This is a genomic window from Candidatus Villigracilis affinis, assembly GCF_016705895.1.
Classification (GTDB): domain Bacteria; phylum Chloroflexota; class Anaerolineae; order Anaerolineales; family Villigracilaceae; genus Villigracilis; species Villigracilis affinis.
Genome location: NZ_JADJKT010000009.1, coordinates 55,401 through 74,763, shown reverse-complemented (window position 1 = coordinate 74,763; position 19,363 = coordinate 55,401). Strand labels below are relative to the sequence as shown.

The following is a 19,363-nucleotide window of genomic DNA, read 5'->3' as shown; positions in this document are numbered from 1 at the left end:
AACTTTCCTGCGGACTGTTTTCTTAATCCTTTTTCAACCAACGCTTTACCGCTTCGCGCGGATGCTGGTATTTTGACATTTCATCCAGTAATTTTTCGGAGGTCATTTCACAGAAGACGGCTTTGCGGTGTTCTTCGAAGACAAAGCCCTCGTTTACCGCATGATCCATTGCGGCGAGCAAGGGTGCGTAATAATTCTTCACATTTAGCATTCCCACGGGTTTTTCATGTGCGCCGGTCTGTGCCCAGGTAATGGTTTCAAAGAGTTCGTCCCATGTGCCGAAGCCGCCAGGCAGGGCAATGTATCCATCGGAGAGTTCATGCATGCGGGCTTTGCGTCCGTGCATGTCGGGGGCCACGTCCATGCGGGTAAGGCCGGTGTGAGCCAGCGCGGGCGTATTCATGGAAGGGATGATGATGCCGATCACCTCTCCGCCTGCGGATAGTGCCCCGTTTGCAACTTCGCCCATTAAACCAGTCTTGCCGCCGCCGTAGACGAGGCGGATCCTTCTTTTCGCGAGGACAATGCCCAATTGAAAAGCGGCAGTCTTATAGTCCGCATGAACCGAGTCTGATGATCCGCAAAAAACACAAATCGATTTCATTTTTTAATCCTTTTATTCGGTGATTGGCTTACTTTACCATATAAGACAGGCAGGTTAGAGTTATGTTAGTGTGCCCCTTGAGTGCTTGACGAGGGACTAGCGCGGTGTCACAATAGCCTCATGGAATATAAGGATTACTACAAAACCCTCGGCGTGGAGCGCAAGGCCAGTACAGACGATATCCGCAAAGCGTATCGCAAGCTTGCCATGCAATATCACCCGGATAAGAATCCGGGCGATAAAAAGGCTGAGGATAAATTCAAGGAGATCAACGAGGCTTATCAGGTCTTGAGCGACGAGCAGAAACGCGCGCGCTACGACCAGTTGGGCAGCGCATATTCCAATTTCCGCACCGGTGGGGGACGCCCGGGTGATTTTCAATGGGACGACTGGTTTCAACAGCAGCAGGGCACACAGCAAAGAGGCTATGGAAACGCCGAAGATCCTTTTGCGGGCGGCGGTTTTTCCGATTTCTTCCGCACCATCTTTGGTGAGGCGGTCCGTTCTTCGGCGCGTAATCAGGCCGCTGAGCAGGGTTACCAACAGGAAGTGGAGATCACTTTTCAGGAGGCGTATAGCGGCACCATGCGCCAGCTCCAAACCAATGGACGCAAGTTGCAGGTGCGGATCCCTGCCGGGGTGAAGACCGGCTCAAAGGTTCGAGTGGCAGGTGCGGGTCCCGATGGACTCGATCTTTATCTTCTCGTGAATATCACAGACGAGGGGCAATTCGAAAGGGAGGGTCAGGACCTTTACACGACATCCCTCGTGAATGTGCTTACTTTGATCATTGGCGGTGAGGCGGAAGTTGAGACTCCCACAGGCAAAGTTACATTGACCATTCCCGCAGGCACGCAAACCGACCAGGTCTTTCGTTTGGCCGGGCGCGGCATGCCGCATATCAAGAACCCGGCCACCAAAGGGGATCTTTTTGTAAGATTGAAGCCGCAGGTGCCAAAGTATTTGTCACCCAAGCAGAGGGAATTGCTTGAAGAAGCAGCTCGCATTAAGTTTTAAAGTTGATCACAGGAGTATTTCATGAAAGCAAAGCAAAGTATTCTGGCTTTTGTTCTATTGGTGTTGGCTATGCTCGCCTGCCAGACACCTTCATTGCCGTTACAACAACCTGCGGCCCCGGTACAGCCGGTGGTGCCTGTTGCACCTCTGAATTCAAACACTTCGAATCCCGTCACAGATGAAGATGGTTTGGTCGCGTTGTTTGAAAACGTCAGCCCCGGCACAGTGGCCATCATTACAGATGTGGGTCAGGGCTCAGGTTTTGTATATGATGGCGCAGGCCATATCATCACCAATTATCATGTCGTGCAGGATGCGACCACGATCGAAGTGCGCTTCACTTCCGGTTACATGGCCTATGGCACATTGATCGGGACGGATATCGACTCGGATGTTGTGGTCATCAAAGTGGATGCGCCTGCGGGCGAGCTTCATCCCCTGCCGCTCGGCGATTCGGACTCACTGAAAGTGGGTCAGACCGTAGTGGCCATTGGCAACCCCTTTGGCCTCGACAGCACAATGACGGTTGGCATCATCTCGGCTCTTGGCCGCACGCTCGATGCGATTCGCGAAACCCCGGATGGACGTCCCTTCACCACGGGCGATATCATCCAAACCGACGCTGCGATCAACCCCGGCAATTCGGGTGGTCCGCTTTTCAACATCAACGGCGAAGTGGTCGGCATCAATCGCGCCATTCGCACCACCAGCACCACCGAAACGGGACAGCCCGTCAATTCGGGCATCGGTTTTGCGATCTCCATTAACATGGTCAAACGTGTCGTCCCGGTCTTGATCGAGACAGGCCAGTACGATTATCCATTTTTGGGGATTTCCTCCATGGACTCGTTGAGCCTTGATATCATCAATGAGCTGGGATTAAAGTCGTTTACCGGCGCCTATGTCACCGATGTTGTCGCCGATGGCCCGGCGGATAAGGCGGGCATCAAGGCGGGCTCCACCCCAACGGGCATCCCCGACCTGTTCAGCGGCGGCGATTTGATCGTCGCCATCGACGGACGCGACATCCGCACCTTCGATGAAATGCTGGCCTACCTCATCACCAACAAAAGCCCCGGCGAGACCGTGATCCTCACCGTTCTGCGGGGCGAGGAAAGGGTCGATATCAGCGTGGAGTTGGGGAAGAGACCGTAAATCACCCCAGGTAGTTTTAACAGCACGGAACCACGGTTCCGTGCTGTTTTTTTTACGCGCCGGTCTGGAAGAGTTGTATAATTCAGACATCGTTCGATATTTCACTTGGGAGGGTTTTATGAAGATATTCCGTGTGCCCCTGAAAAGAAAAATATTAAGTCTGATTGCATTTTTGATGATGCTGTCTGTCTTTTTGTTCCTGGCATACACATACTTCACCTTCATGGAGCTATTCGCTTCCATCAAAGATGGCAATGTCAGTTTGGGGATTTGGTTTGCCCTGTTTGTTGTGTTTTTTGCAGTTATGACCGCATGGATTGCAGTTGTTCAGATCGCCGAGTGGAAAGCGCGGTTAATTTTCGATGACGAGCAGATATCTCTTGAAACCATAGCAGGCATGGATTGGTTGCTTCAACGCGGATTGAAACCTTTTTCAGTCAAATATGGGAGGGTGAGGAGTCTCATGCTTGGGGTATTTGGCACTGTGGAGATCATTGAAATGAGTGGGGCGAAATATACCCTTACTCCCCTCCTGTTTGGCAATCGGCATGGCGAAGATATAGTGATTGAGTTGAAGAATCGTGTGCCTCCGGAGGCGATTGCGCCCAGCATGAAAGACGCTGGGGCGATTGAAAAATGGCATCGTCAGTCTAGGAACATATCAGCAATTACCTCATTGATAGCGGCTTTGTATCTGCTTGTCGTGTTCCTGGAACCGCCGCATTCATGGTTCATAAATATTTGGGAGACCGAAACCCGGTTTCCATGGTTTGAAAGTGTGGATGAGTATTCTGTAGATCCGCAGGGTGGTTTTTGGGTGATCTCACAGGGTAGCAAAAATTATCATGTTTTCCATATTCCGAAGAAAAAAGACAATGCTTGGGAGTGGAAACGTGAATCTGCGTTTGGTACTCCATACCCAAAATATATCAGCGTTATGGAGGATGGGACTCCGCTCATCTGGCTGGATACTGGCGTGCTGCGCTATGTAGTTGACCATTGGAAGGAGATTCCCTTTGAAAATGATCAGAGTGTATCCATTTTGGATGGCATGGTCTCCGGCCGTTATGGCTGGTTTGTGGATAGGCAGGGGCATGTGGTGAGGGTGGATGCCTTGACCGGTATCTGGTCTGAATTAGCGCTTCCGGAAATGGCTGAACAGCGCGGTCTTTCGCCTGTCTCTGCTTCACCGATGCCGGATGGTGACTTGCTTGTGTTGATGCGCAACGACACAGAGAGCCGCGTGTACCGACTTTCAAATGGCAAATGGACCGATCAGGAAATCCCTATCATTCAAGCGAATGGATGGGCAAAGGATTATTTTTTGGATGGCGACAATGCCTTGTGGGTATTGTTGGAGGTGGAGTATGGCAACTTTGTCGTCGAGAAAATAGACTCATTGGGCAGTGTTTTGCTCACCCAGTTGCCTGAAAGCCTGAATAATGAAGAACGGGTTATAGATAAATATCGTGCATTAATGGTTGATTCACTTGGGCGTTTATGGATGTATGGTGTATCCCCATCTTCTGTGGTCGTCTTCGAACCAGCGTGGAATGACAATGCGCGCGAACTTGTTCGATATACGGAGAACAATTCAAATTTTCAAAATGGAACTTCATTCCCCCCTGTCATGACCGCCGATGGAAAAATCTGGTCGTTCGATGATCAAATTATCTCAATGGATACAAACTTGAGAGACCTGCCCCGTCCCATGCCCTCATGGTATGCGTTGCTGGATTGGAATACTATACGGTTAATCCTATTATTTTCTCAAATAGCGGTCTTGTATTTCCCGCTCATTTTACGGTCACTGTTAGCTCGGAAAAAGAAATAGTGCGGGATTATGATCCCGCACTATTCAAGCTGTTTTTCTTATCCAAACCGTTCCTCGCGCCAGACGTCGGCGCGGTTGTGATACCCGGCTTGTTCCCAAAATCCGCGTTTGTCGCGGGGCATGAACTCGAGTGAGCGCAGCCATTTTGCACCCTTCCACAGGTATGGGGTTTCCATGTCCTCGCGTCCGGGGATGAATCCCACCACACCGCGCAACGGATAACCGTGGTCGGGCGTGATCGGCTCGCCCATGAAATGGGTGGCCAGCAGGAAGTTATCCTGCAACGCCACTTCCAGCGGCAGGTTGACCGTGAATCCGTATTCGGCGTGCTGCATGAGATGAGTGGCTGTGGGTTTGATCTTGAAGAAACCCTGTTCCACCAAAGTCTTTACCGAAACGCCTTCCCAGGTGGTGTCGAATTTGCTCCAGCGGGTCACGCAGTGAATATCCATTTCGATCTTTGAGCGGGGGAGTTTATTGAATTCATCCCATGACCAGCGCTTTTCCTCTTCCACTTCACCCCACACGCGGAAATCCCAAGTGGCGGGGTTGAAAGCTGGCACAGGGCCGTAGTGCAGAACGGGGAATTTCTGGGTCAGAGATTGCCCCGGGGGAAGCCGACCTTCAGAACGAATGCGGTCCTCTTCCTTGCGGCGGTCAAAACCTTCAAATGCAAACATGACTTACCTCACTTTCTAAATTCTAAAAAATTGAACAATTGCGGCACTGCATTGACTTTTTGAATTCGGCGGATGTTACCTGTAAAAGATGATAGTTTTCTTAACTGACCCAAGTATAGATGTAATGAACTTGCAGGTCAAATTCCCTGCGGGCTGGTTATAATAGGCCAAAATTACGGCGTGAGGAGAAAAAATGAAAGCACCCACTTTTAAGCAAAAGTTTCAATACTGGTTCGATAATTATATGTCTCGTGGTACAGGCGCATTGATCTTTGCTCTTTTTGTGCTTTCTGCCATCATCATATTTGTGATTGCGGCGCTGGTGAAGATCACTGGAAGTGCCCCCAACGATGAAAGCTTGTTCCAACTGGCATGGATGGGTCTCCTGCGTACGCTGGATTCAGGCACAATGGGCGGCGATACAGGCGGTTTCTTCTTCCTGCTCATGATGCTTGTCGTGACTTTCGGCGGCATCTTTGTCGTCAGTGCGTTGATCGGTATTATCAATAACGGTCTCGAAGACAAACTCGATGAACTGCGCAAGGGGCGCTCTGCAGTTTTGGAAAACGATCACACCCTCATCCTTGGCTGGAGCACTCAGGTATTTACAGTCATTTCAGAACTTGTCCTTGCGAACGAAAGCCGAAAAAGCGGGGCGGTCATTGTCATATTGGCCGATCAGGACAAGGTTGAAATGGAAGACGAGATCGCTGATCGTATTCCCGATACAAAAAATACCCGTGTCATTTGTCGTTCGGGCAATCCCATCGACCTGACCGATCTTGAAATTGCCAGTCCGCACACGGCGCGCTCGATCATCATCCTCGCTGAAGGCGCAGACCCGGATACGCATATCATCAAATCAGTGCTGGCCATCACCAACAATCCCAACCGCCGTGAAGAACCCTATCACATCGTCACTCAGATCCGCGACCCGAAGAACATGGACGTGGTCAAGATGCTGGGCGTAAAGGATACCGTTCAACCCATCCTCACCAATGATCTCATCGCCCGCGTTGTGGCGCAAACCTCACGCCAAAGCGGCCTGTCCATTGTTTATACAGAGTTGATGAATTTCGGCGGCGATGAAATTTATTTCAAACAGGAACCCGAACTCTCGGGGAAGACCTACGGCGAAGCGCTCGAAGCCTATGAGACATCCACATTAATGGGTATCCGTAAGGCGGATGGATCTGTTGCAATGAATCCTGGAATGGATACCCGCATTCAATCAGGTGACCATATCTTTGTGATTGCGGAAGACGACGATAAGATCAAACTAACTGGGATCGGCCGCAAACAATTTGACGAACGCCTGATACAGGTTTCTGGAGCAGCCTCCCGTTCCAAGCCGGAGCGGACGCTCATCCTCGGTTGGAATGGTTCCGGTGCCACGATCATCCGTGAATTGGACAACTATGTAGCCAAAGGTTCGCAAGTTACGATCGTTTCAGATATCTTCGAACTGGATAAGCAGATAAAACTTGAAAGCGGTGTTTTGAAGAATCAGAAGATCACAGTCAAGGAAGGTGATATTCGTGACCGCGAGATGCTCGAAAGCCTGGAAGCCACCGAATACGACCATGTCATCGTGCTGGCGTACAATCACCTCGAACAGCAGGAAGCGGATGCGATTACTCTCATCACGTTACTGCACCTGCGCGATATTGCCGAGCGCGACGAAACACCGTTCTCGATCATTAGCGAAATGCTCGACTTGCGCAATCGCGAATTGGCCGAAGCCGCAAAGGTGGATGACTTCATCGTCAGCGAGCACTTGATCAGTTTGATGATGACACAGCTTTCAGAAAACGCGGAGTTGCTGGGTGTGTTCAATGACATGTTCGATCCCGAAGGCGCGGAGATCTACCTCAAGCCGATCAGCGATTATGTGGTGACAGGCGAACCTGTGAATTTCTATACCGTCACCGAAGCCGCCCGTCGACGCGGCGAGACTGCCATCGGTTATCGCGTGATGAGAGAAAGCCATGATGCAGAAAAAGCATATGGCGTTCACACCAACCCGAAGAAATCGGAGCGGGTGAGCTACTCGCCCGATGACAAGGTCATCGTCATCGCAGACGAATAATCATTTTGTAGAGGCACAGCCGCGCTGTGCCTCTACTTTTTTTCAAAGATCGAAATCGATTCGATGTGATAGGTTTGGGGGAATAGGTCGAACGGAGTCACTTCCACCAACTGATATCCCCCATTAATAAGCCGTGCCGCATCCCGTGCGAGCGTGGATGGGTCGCATGAAACATAGGCGATTACTTGTGGATTGATGTTAATGATCGCATCCAAGGCATGCTTTTCGATCCCGGCGCGCGGTGGGTCCACGATCATGTGAAGTGGTGCATCGATACGGTCCGCAAGCCCGGGCAGGATCGTTTCCGCTTCGCCCTCATATAACTCGACATTGTCGAATTCGTCGAGGTTGAATGCAAAATCCTCGCAGGCTGATTCCGAAGATTCGATGCCGATTACCCGCTGATATTTCCTGGCGAAGAAAGCACTGAACAGACCGACACCGCAGTACACATCCAGCAGGGTGGCAGATTCTGTAACGGGCAGTTTTTCTGCCAGGTGCTCCACCATTTTCTCAGCCATTCTTGTGTTTACTTGAAAGAATGAGGCGGCGGAAACGCGGAAATCCCTTTCAGCGATCTTCATGCTCAAATAACTTTCCCCTGCAATGACAACAGGATGGTCATCAAATAAATGCACGACCGATACGTCCGCTTCGATCTCGAGTTCGGGCGTTTCAGGATTTTCGGATTCAAGCACCACCATCAACTCTTCATCCTGTCCGCTGCGCAGGGAGACGCGTTCCACGCCTTCGTTTGATTCGAATTGCAAATCAGGCCAAAAGGTGTTGATGCCTATTTCGGGTAGATGGCATTCCTCGATGGGCAGGGTGGAATATCCCCGGGAATTGATAAAGCCGATCCTGCCTTCTGCTGTGAGATGAAACTGAACATGGTTGCGATAGTTCCACTCGAGCGGTGAGGCAACGATGGGCTTCACGGGCGGGTTTTCGATCTTGCCGATCCTTTGCAATTGATCACGCAGGATCTCGGTTTTTGCCGTCAATTGTTTTTCATACGGAAGGTTTTGATAATGACAGCCGCCACAGACCCCAAAGTGTTTGCATTTCGCGGCGATTCTTTCCGGGGAGGTTTTTAATATCTCAAGCAGTATTCCGCGCGCGAAACCTTTTTTCTCCTCCACCAATTCCACGCGGACTTGTTCGCCTGGCAGGCCGAACGGCACGAACACGGCACGGCCATCGGGGAGGCGCCCCATGGCTTCGCCGCCGTAGGTCAATTTTTCAAGCAGGATGTCGAACACAGGTTGGGTCATATTTGTTTTGGAAATAAAAAAAGAGGAAAAGCCCGGAATCCGTCTTTCCTCTTTTCTGGGTTTGTCTTTCCGTATGCGCGATAACTATTTTATGACGAAGGAAAGCGCAATCAGCAGAACAAAGAAAGCGCCCGAGAGCAAGCCAATGCGAGCCAGGTCCTTCTTGACTTGTGTGTAATCGGGGTTGAATTCAACTGCTGGTTGTGGGGCAGCCCCGACGCGGGTTGGTCTTTTGTTTTTTGTAGCCATTTTATATTTCTCCTAATTTTGTAATCGCGCAAAGACAACAATGCGCTGTTTGTTAACAAGGTATGGATAGCACGAGATCAGTGTCACGGTCGGTGTGCCGGTGGATGCCATCACTTCCACGGCGGTCGGCTCGACAAGAATTGTGCGGTCTACAACATAGGTGTATTGCCGTTGTTGTGTATAAACAATGACTTGATCGCCGGGCGCGAGTCGATCGAGATAACGGAATATTTCTCCGTAAACGTCATTGTGCGCCGAAAGCACGACGTTTCCATCCTGACCTGGGTTTGAGGAGCCGATATTTTGGCCGACTCCTTTTTTGAGTTGTTCCCAGCCATCACCCTGAACGATCGGTGCATCAATGCTGAGCGCGGGAATCTGGATGCGGACCGCCTGGTCTGGTGCGGCGGTGGGAACGGGCAGGTTCACGAGCGACTGCACCATGGGGCGCAGATGTTCGGGAATTTCGGCTTCGTTGGGCCGTGTATTTCCCTGCGCATCGGGTGGGGTGTGACCGGATGGTAACACAACAGCCATTACCAACGGTGTCGGTGTGACGGTCTCCGGGTTGAGCGCGGATGCCACTTCGGTGTTGAGTGTGCGCAGCATGCCGAGGCTGTTCATCAATACAGCGATCAGGCCGAGGACGGCGAGCACTTCCACGCCCAGCAGGACACGATCCATGAACTTGCGGCGCGGGTTTGCAGGAGCAGGTTCCGGGGTGGAGGATGCCGCTTCTGCTGTATCAACGATCGGCGCGGAGCGATCCGAGGTAAAGTCGGATGGTTCCGGCGTGACCGAGAGTACGCGTCCTGTGCGGCGGAAGTTTTCCAGTCTTTCCTTGCGCGCGCCGCGGCGTTTTTCAACCAGCAGTCGACGCAGTTCCTCGACGGATAAATCTTCGGGTGCTTTCTTGCGAGCCATGTCGCTGGGATTATACAGGGGATTGTCAATTTTTGGGACACCTTGTATAATGTCAGTCCTTCGGGCGGGTAGCTCAGTTGGTTAGAGCACTGCTTTGACATAGCAGAGGTCGTAGGTTCGAGCCCTATCTCGCCCACAAACAAAAAGTCCCATTTTGGGACTTTTTGTTTTGCTTGACAGCCTTTTGAATCAGCATATAATACGAACCAACGATTAAAAAAACGTGTTGACCGAGACGAGTACGTGATCATCGTTCTGACAGAGAGAAGAAGCCAGAGACTGAGAGCCTCTTCAAGAAACAATCACCGAAAACCACTCGCGAGCGTGACCTTGAAATCGAAAGAGAGTAAGGGAAACGGGTTGCTCCGTTAGAGGCTTAAGAGTGGTGTGTTGAATGAATGTCAACATACAATTCGGGTGGAACCGCGTGAGATCAAACTCTCGCCCCGTGATGGGCGAGAGTTTTTTGTTTTTTGGAGGTTGTTATGACTAAAGTTCGTATCCATACTCGTCAGCGGCTCGGAGGTTTGTAACTGCTTTTCTCCGAGGCGCGAAATTCCCTGGAAAGCAGAAACAAACCAAAGTTCGTATTGTGCGAGTATTAAGAAAGGAAGTAAAAATGGCATTACAAACAGAACGTTATGAAGATACGCAGTTATACAGAATCCGTCATTCTGCAGCGCATGTGATGGCGCAGGCGGTGATGGAGATGTTCCCTGATGGGAAACCAACCATTGGCCCTCCCGTTGAGAACGGTTTTTATTATGACTTTGACCTGCCGCGCAACCTCACGCCCGAAGATCTGGAACAGATCGAAAAGCGTATGAGACAAATCGTGCAGGGCAAGCATGAATTCAAGAAAACGGTCATCTCTGCTGAGGAGGCGAAAAAGATTTTTGCCGACCAGCCCTATAAGTTGGAATTGATCGAAGGCCTCGAAAAAGGTGGCACGGACGAATACGGCAACCCGCTGGATGGGCCGCCTGAGATATCGATCTATCAGCAGGATACGTTCACAGATCTGTGCCGTGGTCCGCATGTTCAAACCACGAAAGAGATCAAACAGGATGCCTTCAAGTTAATGTCCATTGCGGGCGCGTATTGGCGCGGTGATGAGAACAATAAGATGCTGCAACGCATCTACGGTACGGCTTGGGAGAGCAAGGATCAACTCAAAGAATATCTGCAGCAGCTCGAAGAAGCGAAGAAGCGCGATCATCGCAAGCTGGGCAAGGAATTGGAAATCTTCATCTTCGACGATGAAGTCGGTCCTGGCCTGCCGCTCTGGCTGCCCAACGGTGGCGTGATGATCGAGGAACTCGAAAAACTCGCCAAGGATATGGAAGACAAGGCTGGCTATTTGCGCGTTAAAACGCCAATTATTACAAAGGAAGATCTGTTCATCCGTTCGGGGCACCTGCCCTATTATGCCGAGAGCATGTATCCGCCGATGGAAATCGAAGGCGTAAAGTATTATGTCAAGCCAATGAACTGTCCGATGCACCATAAGATCTTCGGTTCGAAGGGACGTTCTTACCGCGACCTGCCCGTGCGCCTCGCTGAATACGGTACGTGCTATCGTTATGAAAAATCAGGTGAGTTGTTTGGTTTAATGCGCGTGCGCTCGATGCAAATGAACGATGCTCACATCTACTGCTCGGAGGAACAATTCGAACAGGAGTTCATGGGTGTGGTGGCGCTATATCGCAAGTATTTTGAACTGTTCGGGATCGAGAAGTACGTGATGCGCCTGTCCCTGCACAGCAAGGCGGGACTGGGCAAAAAATATGTGAACAACGAGCGCCTATGGCTCAAGACGGAAGAGATGGTGCGCCGGGCGATGAATAACGGCGGCGTGCCATACGTGGAACGCGAAGACGAAGCTGCATTCTATGGTCCAAAAATTGATGTGCAAGTTTGGTCAGCCATCGGGCGCGAATTTTCGCTGATGACCAATCAAGTGGACTTTGCCGTACCAGAGCGCTTCGACTTGAAGTTCACGAACAAGGAAGGCGTGGATGAAATTCCGCTGTGTATCCACCGCGCCCCGCTTTCAACACATGAACGCATGGTTGGCTTCCTGCTCGAGCATTACGCGGGTAACTTTCCGGTTTGGCTCTCGCCGGAACAAGTGCGCGTCATCTCAATTACAGATGCGCAGAATGAATATGCAGAAAAGATCGCGAAGGAATTGCGTGAAAACGGAATCCGCGCTCATTCAGATCTGAGCGCCTCACGCATGAACGCCAAGATCCGCCAGGCGCAGTTGATGAAGGTGCCGTATATGATCGTGGTCGGTGATAATGAAATGCAGGCTGGACAAGTTTCGCTCCGCGTGCGCGACGGAAGTCAGCAGAACAATATTTCATTGGCTGAGTTTACAGAGCGTGCGAAGGATAAGATTGCGAGAAGAGCAAGCGAGTTGTAAGTCAGACCGTGGACAACGGACGATAGACCGTAAAAGAACAGGCGGAGGATTTTCCTCCGCCTGTTTTATTTTTTCTCTCTACTGGATCCACCCGTAGATTGCTTCCACACTTAGCGGAGTTGGATGGATTCGGCAGTCGTTCACGTTGACCAGCATCAGTTCGGTGGGACGGTCGGGGAGGTCGGTGGAGCGCATAACGATAATCAGCCAGTTGCCATCTGGTGACCAGAACGGCGCAGTGACGATCCAATTTCCCATTTGAGCGAATAGCCTGCGGTTTGAACCATCGAGATTGGAAATGTAAATTGCATCCTGGAGATTCTCACGCGCATGATATGCGATGCGGTTTCCGTCGGGGGAGATGGCGAAATCTTCATAGGCGCGATGATTAGGGATGATGAAAAAATCTGTGACCGCGCCGCTGGCGATCTCCACTTTCCGCAGGGAAATGCCGCCTTCCACATTCACGCCATAGATCAGGCCGGTTCCATCGGAAGTCCAATCCACCAATTGCTCATCGCCATTTTCGTTGATGACACGCGTTCGACCGCTGCCATCCGGGTTGATGGTGTATAGGTTGAGGTCGCTTCCGCTGCTGAAAGCGATCTTCGTCCCATCCGGTGACCAGACCGGGACATTGTCATCGGTGGTTGTGTTGGGGATGTGAATTTGTCCGCCGCTTGCGAAGTCGAAAAGATTCAAACCTTCACCCCAGGCAAAAGCCACGTATCTTCCATCCGGCGAAAGCGAGGGATAAACGCCTTGCGAGATGATCTGTTTGTCTTTGCCATCAGTGCTGGTCATGAAACTTCCGTAATTATCGTAGTCGTAATAATTATCGCCGAGTGCTCCGTAGACGAGCAGCTTTTTGGCAAGGTCGGCGGGAGCAGGCTGATAGTTGTCCAATGCCGCTTGCCAAGAATCACGCGTCAGGCAGGTTTGATCCGCTGCTACCGGCGTGGGAGATTCCTCAATGGGGAGATTCTCCACGCCCCACTGAATCTGCCAGTTGCCAGAAACCGCCACCACCGGGTTTGAGGCCTGTACCGTTAATTTGCCCGAAGGAACTTCGCCTTCGAATCTGACCACCGAAATAAAATGTCCGGGGTCGCCCAGGCCAGACCCGACGGGCAGGGAATTTCCGATGGTAAGGCTGACGCCGTGGAACATGGCGGCGCTCTCGAAATCGAAACTGTAGCCATCGGCGGTGCGGATTGCCTTGACGACGCGCACCGGGAACCCTGCCAACTCGATGTCTTGATTCAGATCCCAAACCTGTCCTTCCTGCGGATTCGGCCCCGCGTCGAACTCAAAGCTGGCGCTTGATTCTGAATATTGAGCAGCCACTGCGCTGACGGTCATGGTTAGCGGATAGGCATGATCCTTGCCGATGATCTCAAATGCCCACGGGAAGGAACCGACCGGGGGAAGCTCCGCAGGTTGGTCAAGTTGAAAATTGGCGAAATCATAAATTACATCCTGACCGTCCGCGTCGGTGAAAATGGGGAAGGTGGAAAAATCCATGGCTTGCGCGCCCCGCGGCAGGCCGTGAATTGAACGTGCCAATAAGGATGAAGCCCTTTTCTGTCTCGACGATCTTTTCAGTTTCAGTGGGTTCTCGCCCGGTTGGTTCTTGTGAGGGCGTGACCTCAACAACCGGGACGACGGTCATATCCGGCGGCGCGGGAATAAATTGCAGAGGCAGTTCCCAGTTTTCGGGCAGAGTACCTTGCAGGGAGCCTTCGATACATGGAATGATGAGCACGGCATCATTTATGTCCGCAGGGAGCGGGGCAAAGATGTGACGGACTTTATAGCCTGCGCCCCAGCCGCTCATTTCATAGCCGAGATCCTTCGGTATAAGATTTTCAGAAGTTGTCAGGAGTGTGTGTTCTTCCGGCTTCGAGCCGCAACCGGGCACGGCCACATCGCGCGAAAGTTTTTCCTGCGGAATATTATCAACGGTATAGACCACCACGGTCTTGCTTGAGGTCAACACCACATCGCTGACCGTGATCGTAATTCCATCGCGAGTCTGCGAGACTGGTTCCGCCAATACACGGATCGGTGTGCTTTGATCCACGATGCCAATACCGGGGATATATCCGAGCGAACGCCCGATGGCGTAAACCACGCCGCTCAGCGTGAGTAAAATCAGCAAAGCAATTAATATCGCCACAAACGGACGGGCGCGAAGGGTAGTCATCGGAGATTTCCTTTCAAGTTGAACCGCAATGCGCGGCATAAGGTTGGTATTCTCCGGAACGTCGCGACGAGCGATAGCTTCCAACGCGTCTTTCATGCGCTTATCGTTCATCTCTCGCTCCTTTCAATCAAGCCGCGCAGGCGTTCACGCGCCGCGTTCAGCATCCACTTCACCGTGCCGACCGCCGAGCCTGCATCTTCCGCCATTTCCTTTTCGCTCATTTCGAGAAAATATCTTTGAACGATCACCGCTCTTTGACGCGGTGATAATTTTTGCATGGCGTCCCAGATCTGATTTTGGATTTCGATGGACTCGACCTGCTCTTCAACCGACTCGACTCTCGCGGCCAATTCTGCAAAAAGAGATTCGTCCGCTTCATCTCCGACCTCAACCTGCTTCGCCGACCTTTGCATCATCTTCACTGAAGCATTGACCACGTTGCGCATGAACCACGGCTCGAACAGACGTGTTGAATCGAAGCCACGTATGGAGCGAAATGCCTGGAGGAAGGAATCTTGCACCACATCCTCAGCCAGCCCCAAGTCACGCGTGATCAGATAAGCCGTGCGCACGGCCTTCACCTGATGGCGCGCGACCAGAAATTCCAGTCCGCTGATATCGCCGTTCTTGAGTCGTTGAATTGCCTGTATTTCGTCCATCTTCTATAGGATATATCCGTCCAGGCCTTAAAAGGTTGGGTATCTATTTAAACAGAAAAAGCGAAAACCATTTTTAGTTTTCGCTTTCTGCCCTAATTCCGCAAACTTTTTTCGAAATCAGCCAACACCACTGGCGCTGTCATATCGAGGTTGATAGGGGTTACAGCCACCATTTTCTTCGTCCGCAAAATGTGAGCATCAGTGTCTTCGGGGTCTTCGTCAATACCTGCGCTGTGTCTGTACGAGATGGGCCCGGGCTGTTCCCATGAATCCCTTTTGGATGGGACGGGGTCATAGTATCGGTTACGGGAAAGCCTCCCGACCCGCCACTCAGTTTCAGGCGTAGCGTGACTCGGTACTTCCACTTTCAAAAGATGCACATTTTCGGGGAGTTTCTTTTCGAGGATCATTTTTGCAAAATAGGCGGTGAAATGTCCAGCTACTGCAAAATCGATTTCGTCTGAATGGGAGAGATGAAACTCAGGCTCGGTTTGAAGTGAAATTGCCAGTGCGGGGAATCCCAGCGAGGCGGCTTCCATTGCTGCGCCGACCGTCCCCGAGATGGTGATTCCCAGCCCGACATTCTCGCCGTAATTAATGCCTGAAACGATAAGATCGGGCTTGTGTGGAACGATCTCCAGCACCCCATGCAGGACAGCTTGTGCGGGAGTACCGCCGATTGCATACACGCTCCACTCCTGACCGTTGACCTGTACCTGTTCCTTGCGAATGACCCCATCTGACGTACTGGGCAGGCTGCGCCCCATGCCCGTCGATTGTTCACGCGGCGCGGCTACAGTCACATAGCCGATCTTGGAAAGTTCGCTGGCTGCAGCCCAAAGACCGGGAGAGCGAATGCCATCATCGTTTGTCAGGAGAATGTGGGGTTTGTTCTTTTTCATCCTGCCATTATAAATAGAAAACGGGTGGATGGTGAATCACGTTTGCTTTTAATATGGTCGAGACACGAATATCATCCTCGGGGTGTGCGATCTAAATAAAAAACCACCTTTTGTAAGGTGGTTTTTAGTGCTCCCGGCAGGACTCGAACCTGCGACCTATTGCTCCGCAAGCAAGCGCTCTAATCCACTGAGCTACGAGAGCATTGTTTAGCGGGTGGTATTTTACTGTAATGTACCACGATGGTCAAGCATTTTTCCGTTTTGATGCGCTGGCAGGCGTAAGGTCGCCGTGTGGACTAAATCGACGCGCAAAAACAGAACAAAAATTCTGTTATACTTTGAAGGAATTAATCAAGCCTTTCACCCTTTTTTGGATTGTGAGAACCGATATGGCAAAAACACATACCCGTTATGTTTGTCAACAGTGTGGACGTGTGGCCGCTTCGTATATGGGCAAATGTCCGCAGTGCGGATCGTTCAGCAGTATGGTGGAGGAAATCGTCCACGAAGAACCCGTCAGCAAGAGCTCGGCGAATGTCCGTGGGCTGAGTGGCCGCTCGCAACCGCGACCCATTGACGAGGTCGGGGGTGACGCGGAAGATCGTGTCCACCTGCCGATCGGTGAGTTTGCGCGTGTCCTCGGCGGCGGGATCGTGCTCGGTTCCATTGTCCTCATTGGCGGTGACCCGGGCATCGGCAAATCCACGCTGATGCTGCAAATGGCAATGGAAATGGCGAACTCGCAGCGTGTGTTGTATGTTTCCGGCGAAGAGTCGGAGCGGCAGATCAAAATGCGCGCGGTGCGTTTGTTAAATGGGAAAAAGGAATTGCCGAAAAATCTTTTGCTGGTGACGGAAACGAATCTCGAAGTGATTCTCAACCATGTCAACGAGTTGAAACCTGACCTTCTGATTGTCGACTCGATCCAGACAGTATATTTATCTGAATTGGATTCGTCGGCAGGATCAGTTTCGCAGGTGCGTGAGTGCGCTTCTCATTTGCGCGAGTTGGCGAAATCTTCGGGTGTGTCGGTGTTCATGATCGGGCATGTGACCAAGGAAGGCGCGATCGCAGGTCCGCGTGTGTTGGAACATATTGTGGATACCGTGTTGTATCTTGAAGGCGATCGTTTTCAGGCCTATCGTTTGTTGCGTTCGGTGAAGAATCGTTTCGGCGCGACTGCCGAAGTGGGTGTGTTCGAAATGCGCGAAGGCGGATTGATTGAAGTGACGAATCCATCCGAGGCATTTCTTGCTGAGCGCCTGGTCAATGCTGCGGGTTCCACCATTGCCGTGACTATGGAAGGCACACGGCCCATCCTTGTTGAAATTCAAGGTCTCACCTCCCCGACCCAATTTGGCAATGCGCGCCGTACGCCTAACGGTGTGGACTTTAATCGCTTGTTATTGATTTCGGCAGTATTGACCCGCCGTGTAGGTTTGAAACTTTCGGAGCAGGATGTCTTTGTCAATGTGGTTGGCGGTATTCAAATCGACGAACCTGCCGCAGACCTTGCAATTGCCGCCGCCATCGCTTCTTCATGGAAAGACGTGCCTGTGCGAGCCGAAGCCGTATTGATCGGTGAGATCGGCCTGGCTGGCGAATTGCGCATGCCCGGCCAAATGGTGGCGCGGTTACGTGAAGCGCAGAAATTGGGATTCAAGACCGCGATCGTACCCAAAGCCATTCGTCAGGGTGAGGCTTATCCGAAGGGCATCGAAATTGTTGAAGTGCGCTCGCTCGATCAGGCTTTGAGCGCGGCTTTGATGAAAGATGGTCTGGCTTCAAAAGCGCGAAAATCAGAATAACCTGCAACCAAATAAAAGATCAGCCGTATACCTCCTCAGATAATGCATTACCTGAGGAGGTATTTCCATGTTACGAAAATTAATCTTATTGATTGCGATCCTCGCATTGGCCAGCATGGCCTGCGGATTTAATATTGACATCCCCGAAGTGCCCAAACCCGGCCCAGAAGTTGTTGACGATATTAATGTAAAGACCCCAAAAGCCGATGATGTCAGTTTGAAACTCTCATTTGGTGCGGGTGAAATCAAGTTGTCGCCTGGTGCAAGTCAGCTGGTAGAAGGAACCGCAACGTACAATTACTCCGCGTTCAAGCCCGAGGTCAACACGGACGGCGGCGATATCGCCATTCAGATGAGCGACGTGGATTTTAAAACGTTCCCGAATTTCAATGACCTCAAGAATGAATGGGATTTCAAATTGGGCGACACCCCCATGGACCTGAGCATTGAATCCGGCGCATATGACGGCACCTTTGAATTTGGCGGACTTGCGCTCGAAAACCTGACCGTTCAGGATGGAGCAGCCAATGTGACGCTTTCCTTTTCCGAGCCCAACCTGTCTGAGATGTCCACTTTTCGTTATGAGACGGGCGCATCCAATGTGAAGATGACCGGGCTTGCTAATGCCAATTTCAGCCTGATGGATTTCTCATCCGGCGCGGGTGATTACACCCTCGATTTTTCAGGCGAGTTGCAGCGTGATGCCTCCATCAAGATCTCCAGCGGATTGAGCAATATCATCGTCATTGTTCCGGAAGGCGTGAATGCGGTTGTCACAGTAGATAGCGGCGCATCGAACGTCAGCGCAGGTTCAAACTGGAGCATGAAAGGTAATATATACATGCAGGAAGGCGAGGGGCCAACCCTTACATTTGTGATTGAGATCGGCGCCGGGAACGTGACTTTGACGCACTAGAACCCCCTATCATGACAGTTCCCATACCAAGTTTGGAATGGGAACTGTTTTTTTGTTCAAAATGGCATGGGTGTCCCATCCTATTTTCGGAGCAAAAGGTCATAATTTATCTATGACCTACATCACTTGCCTTGTACAACTTTACACAATAAAATCGTGATTGTCGGTAAAGTTTACCTGTTTTAAGAGAGGTTTCCATGCAGATTACACGTCAAGCTGATTATGCTGTTCGAGCTGTGCTACACCTTGCCCGCACCGGCGATCAACGTACTGCCACAAGTATGATCGCTGAAGAGCAGCACATTCCACCATCTTTTCTCGCAAAGATCATTTCCCAATTATCCATTGCCGGGTTGTTGCACACATCCCGCGGCGCGCGCGGCGGTGTGACACTAGCCCGTGAAGCCAAGGACATTACTTTGCTGGAAGTCATCGAGGCAATCGATGGCCCGATCCAACTTAATGAATGCGTCGGCGATAATGGCATATGTTCGTTCGATGATTCATGTCCACTGCGCCCTGTCTGGTGCGATGCCCAGGAAGAATTGGTGGGCAGGTTAAAAGGCACGAACTTTGCAGACATGATCGCAAAAAATACCGCCACAGTCTAGTCCGTAC

The 19,363-nt window shown here is 51.3% G+C and carries 17 protein-coding genes, 2 tRNA genes and 1 other annotated feature; of the genes, 9 read left to right on the top strand and 10 right to left on the bottom strand.

Annotated elements, in window-relative coordinates; translation table 11 throughout:
• Positions 1-22: 22 nt before the first annotated feature.
• Positions 23-604 (bottom strand): TIGR00730 family Rossman fold protein, encoded by a 582-nt coding sequence (locus tag IPI86_RS06630; RefSeq protein WP_345297206.1) that lies wholly within the window; start codon positions 602-604, stop codon positions 23-25.
• Positions 605-724: 120 nt separating this feature from the next.
• Here IPI86_RS06630 and IPI86_RS06625 point away from each other — a divergent pair, with 120 nt between their 5' ends.
• From IPI86_RS06625 to IPI86_RS06615, 3 genes are all read left to right on the top strand, one after another.
• Positions 725-1,621 (top strand): DnaJ C-terminal domain-containing protein, encoded by an 897-nt coding sequence (locus IPI86_RS06625; protein WP_345297205.1) that lies wholly within the window; start codon positions 725-727, stop codon positions 1,619-1,621.
• A 21-nt stretch (positions 1,622-1,642) separates the two neighbouring features.
• Positions 1,643-2,776, top strand: a complete 1,134-nt coding sequence (locus IPI86_RS06620; RefSeq protein WP_345297204.1) for a trypsin-like peptidase domain-containing protein — start codon at positions 1,643-1,645, stop codon at positions 2,774-2,776.
• Positions 2,777-2,894: 118 nt separating this feature from the next.
• A complete protein-coding gene (locus tag IPI86_RS06615; RefSeq protein WP_345297203.1) occupies positions 2,895-4,610 on the top strand; it encodes a hypothetical protein in 1,716 nt (571 codons plus the stop codon).
• Positions 4,611-4,648: 38 nt separating this feature from the next.
• Here the strand turns inward: IPI86_RS06615 and IPI86_RS06610 are convergent, their stop codons facing one another.
• Entirely contained in the window at positions 4,649-5,290 is a 642-nt protein-coding gene (locus IPI86_RS06610) for a molybdopterin-dependent oxidoreductase (protein WP_345297202.1), read from the bottom strand.
• Between the two features lie 193 nt (positions 5,291-5,483).
• Between IPI86_RS06610 and IPI86_RS06605 the strand changes: the two genes are divergently transcribed.
• The gene (locus IPI86_RS06605) at positions 5,484-7,379 is read left to right on the top strand and encodes a potassium transporter TrkA (protein ID WP_345297201.1); all 1,896 of its coding nucleotides are present in this window, start codon (positions 5,484-5,486) and stop codon (positions 7,377-7,379) included.
• Between the two features lie 32 nt (positions 7,380-7,411).
• Here the strand turns inward: IPI86_RS06605 and IPI86_RS06600 are convergent, their stop codons facing one another.
• From IPI86_RS06600 to IPI86_RS06590, 3 genes are all read right to left on the bottom strand, one after another.
• Entirely contained in the window at positions 7,412-8,653 is a 1,242-nt protein-coding gene (locus IPI86_RS06600) for a class I SAM-dependent RNA methyltransferase (RefSeq protein ID WP_345297200.1), read from the bottom strand.
• Positions 8,654-8,737: 84 nt separating this feature from the next.
• Positions 8,738-8,902 carry a hypothetical protein gene (locus IPI86_RS06595; protein WP_345297199.1) on the bottom strand — a complete coding sequence of 55 codons (165 nt, stop codon included), beginning with the start codon at positions 8,900-8,902 and terminating at the stop codon, positions 8,738-8,740.
• Between the two features lie 12 nt (positions 8,903-8,914).
• A complete protein-coding gene (locus tag IPI86_RS06590) occupies positions 8,915-9,826 on the bottom strand; it encodes a class D sortase (RefSeq protein WP_345297198.1) in 912 nt (303 codons plus the stop codon).
• A 62-nt stretch (positions 9,827-9,888) separates the two neighbouring features.
• Here IPI86_RS06590 and IPI86_RS06585 point away from each other — a divergent pair.
• A tRNA-Val gene (locus IPI86_RS06585) sits at positions 9,889-9,962 on the top strand.
• A gap of 81 nt (positions 9,963-10,043) precedes the next feature.
• Positions 10,044-10,278, top strand: a binding site (T-box leader).
• A 167-nt stretch (positions 10,279-10,445) separates the two neighbouring features.
• Entirely contained in the window at positions 10,446-12,254 is a 1,809-nt protein-coding gene (gene thrS, locus IPI86_RS06580; protein ID WP_345297197.1) for a threonine--tRNA ligase, read from the top strand.
• 78 nt (positions 12,255-12,332) lie between these two features.
• Here the strand turns inward: thrS and IPI86_RS06575 are convergent, their stop codons facing one another.
• From IPI86_RS06575 to IPI86_RS06555, 5 genes are all read right to left on the bottom strand, one after another.
• Positions 12,333-13,778, bottom strand: a complete 1,446-nt coding sequence (locus IPI86_RS06575; RefSeq protein ID WP_345297196.1) for a hypothetical protein — start codon at positions 13,776-13,778, stop codon at positions 12,333-12,335.
• The gene (locus IPI86_RS06570; protein WP_345297195.1) at positions 13,720-14,571 is read right to left on the bottom strand and encodes a hypothetical protein; all 852 of its coding nucleotides are present in this window, start codon (positions 14,569-14,571) and stop codon (positions 13,720-13,722) included. The genes IPI86_RS06575 and IPI86_RS06570 overlap by 59 nt, the downstream gene beginning before the upstream one ends.
• Positions 14,568-15,119, bottom strand: coding sequence for an RNA polymerase sigma factor (locus IPI86_RS06565; protein ID WP_345297194.1), 552 nt, complete (start codon positions 15,117-15,119; stop codon positions 14,568-14,570). Before IPI86_RS06565 ends, IPI86_RS06570 begins: the two co-directional genes overlap by 4 nt.
• A gap of 92 nt (positions 15,120-15,211) precedes the next feature.
• Positions 15,212-16,021, bottom strand: coding sequence for a 5'/3'-nucleotidase SurE (gene surE / locus IPI86_RS06560; RefSeq protein WP_345297193.1), 810 nt, complete (start codon positions 16,019-16,021; stop codon positions 15,212-15,214).
• 128 nt (positions 16,022-16,149) lie between these two features.
• Positions 16,150-16,223 (bottom strand) — tRNA-Arg (locus IPI86_RS06555).
• A 187-nt stretch (positions 16,224-16,410) separates the two neighbouring features.
• Here IPI86_RS06555 and radA point away from each other — a divergent pair.
• The 3 genes from radA (at position 16,411) to IPI86_RS06540 (ending at position 19,356) form a co-directional block, all read left to right on the top strand.
• On the top strand, positions 16,411-17,829 hold the full coding sequence (gene radA / locus IPI86_RS06550; protein WP_345297192.1) for a DNA repair protein RadA: 1,419 nt from the start codon (positions 16,411-16,413) through the stop codon (positions 17,827-17,829).
• A gap of 67 nt (positions 17,830-17,896) precedes the next feature.
• Entirely contained in the window at positions 17,897-18,745 is an 849-nt protein-coding gene (locus IPI86_RS06545; protein WP_345297191.1) for a toast rack family protein, read from the top strand.
• A gap of 197 nt (positions 18,746-18,942) precedes the next feature.
• Positions 18,943-19,356, top strand: coding sequence for an Rrf2 family transcriptional regulator (locus IPI86_RS06540; protein WP_345297190.1), 414 nt, complete (start codon positions 18,943-18,945; stop codon positions 19,354-19,356).
• Positions 19,357-19,363: the final 7 nt, after the last annotated feature.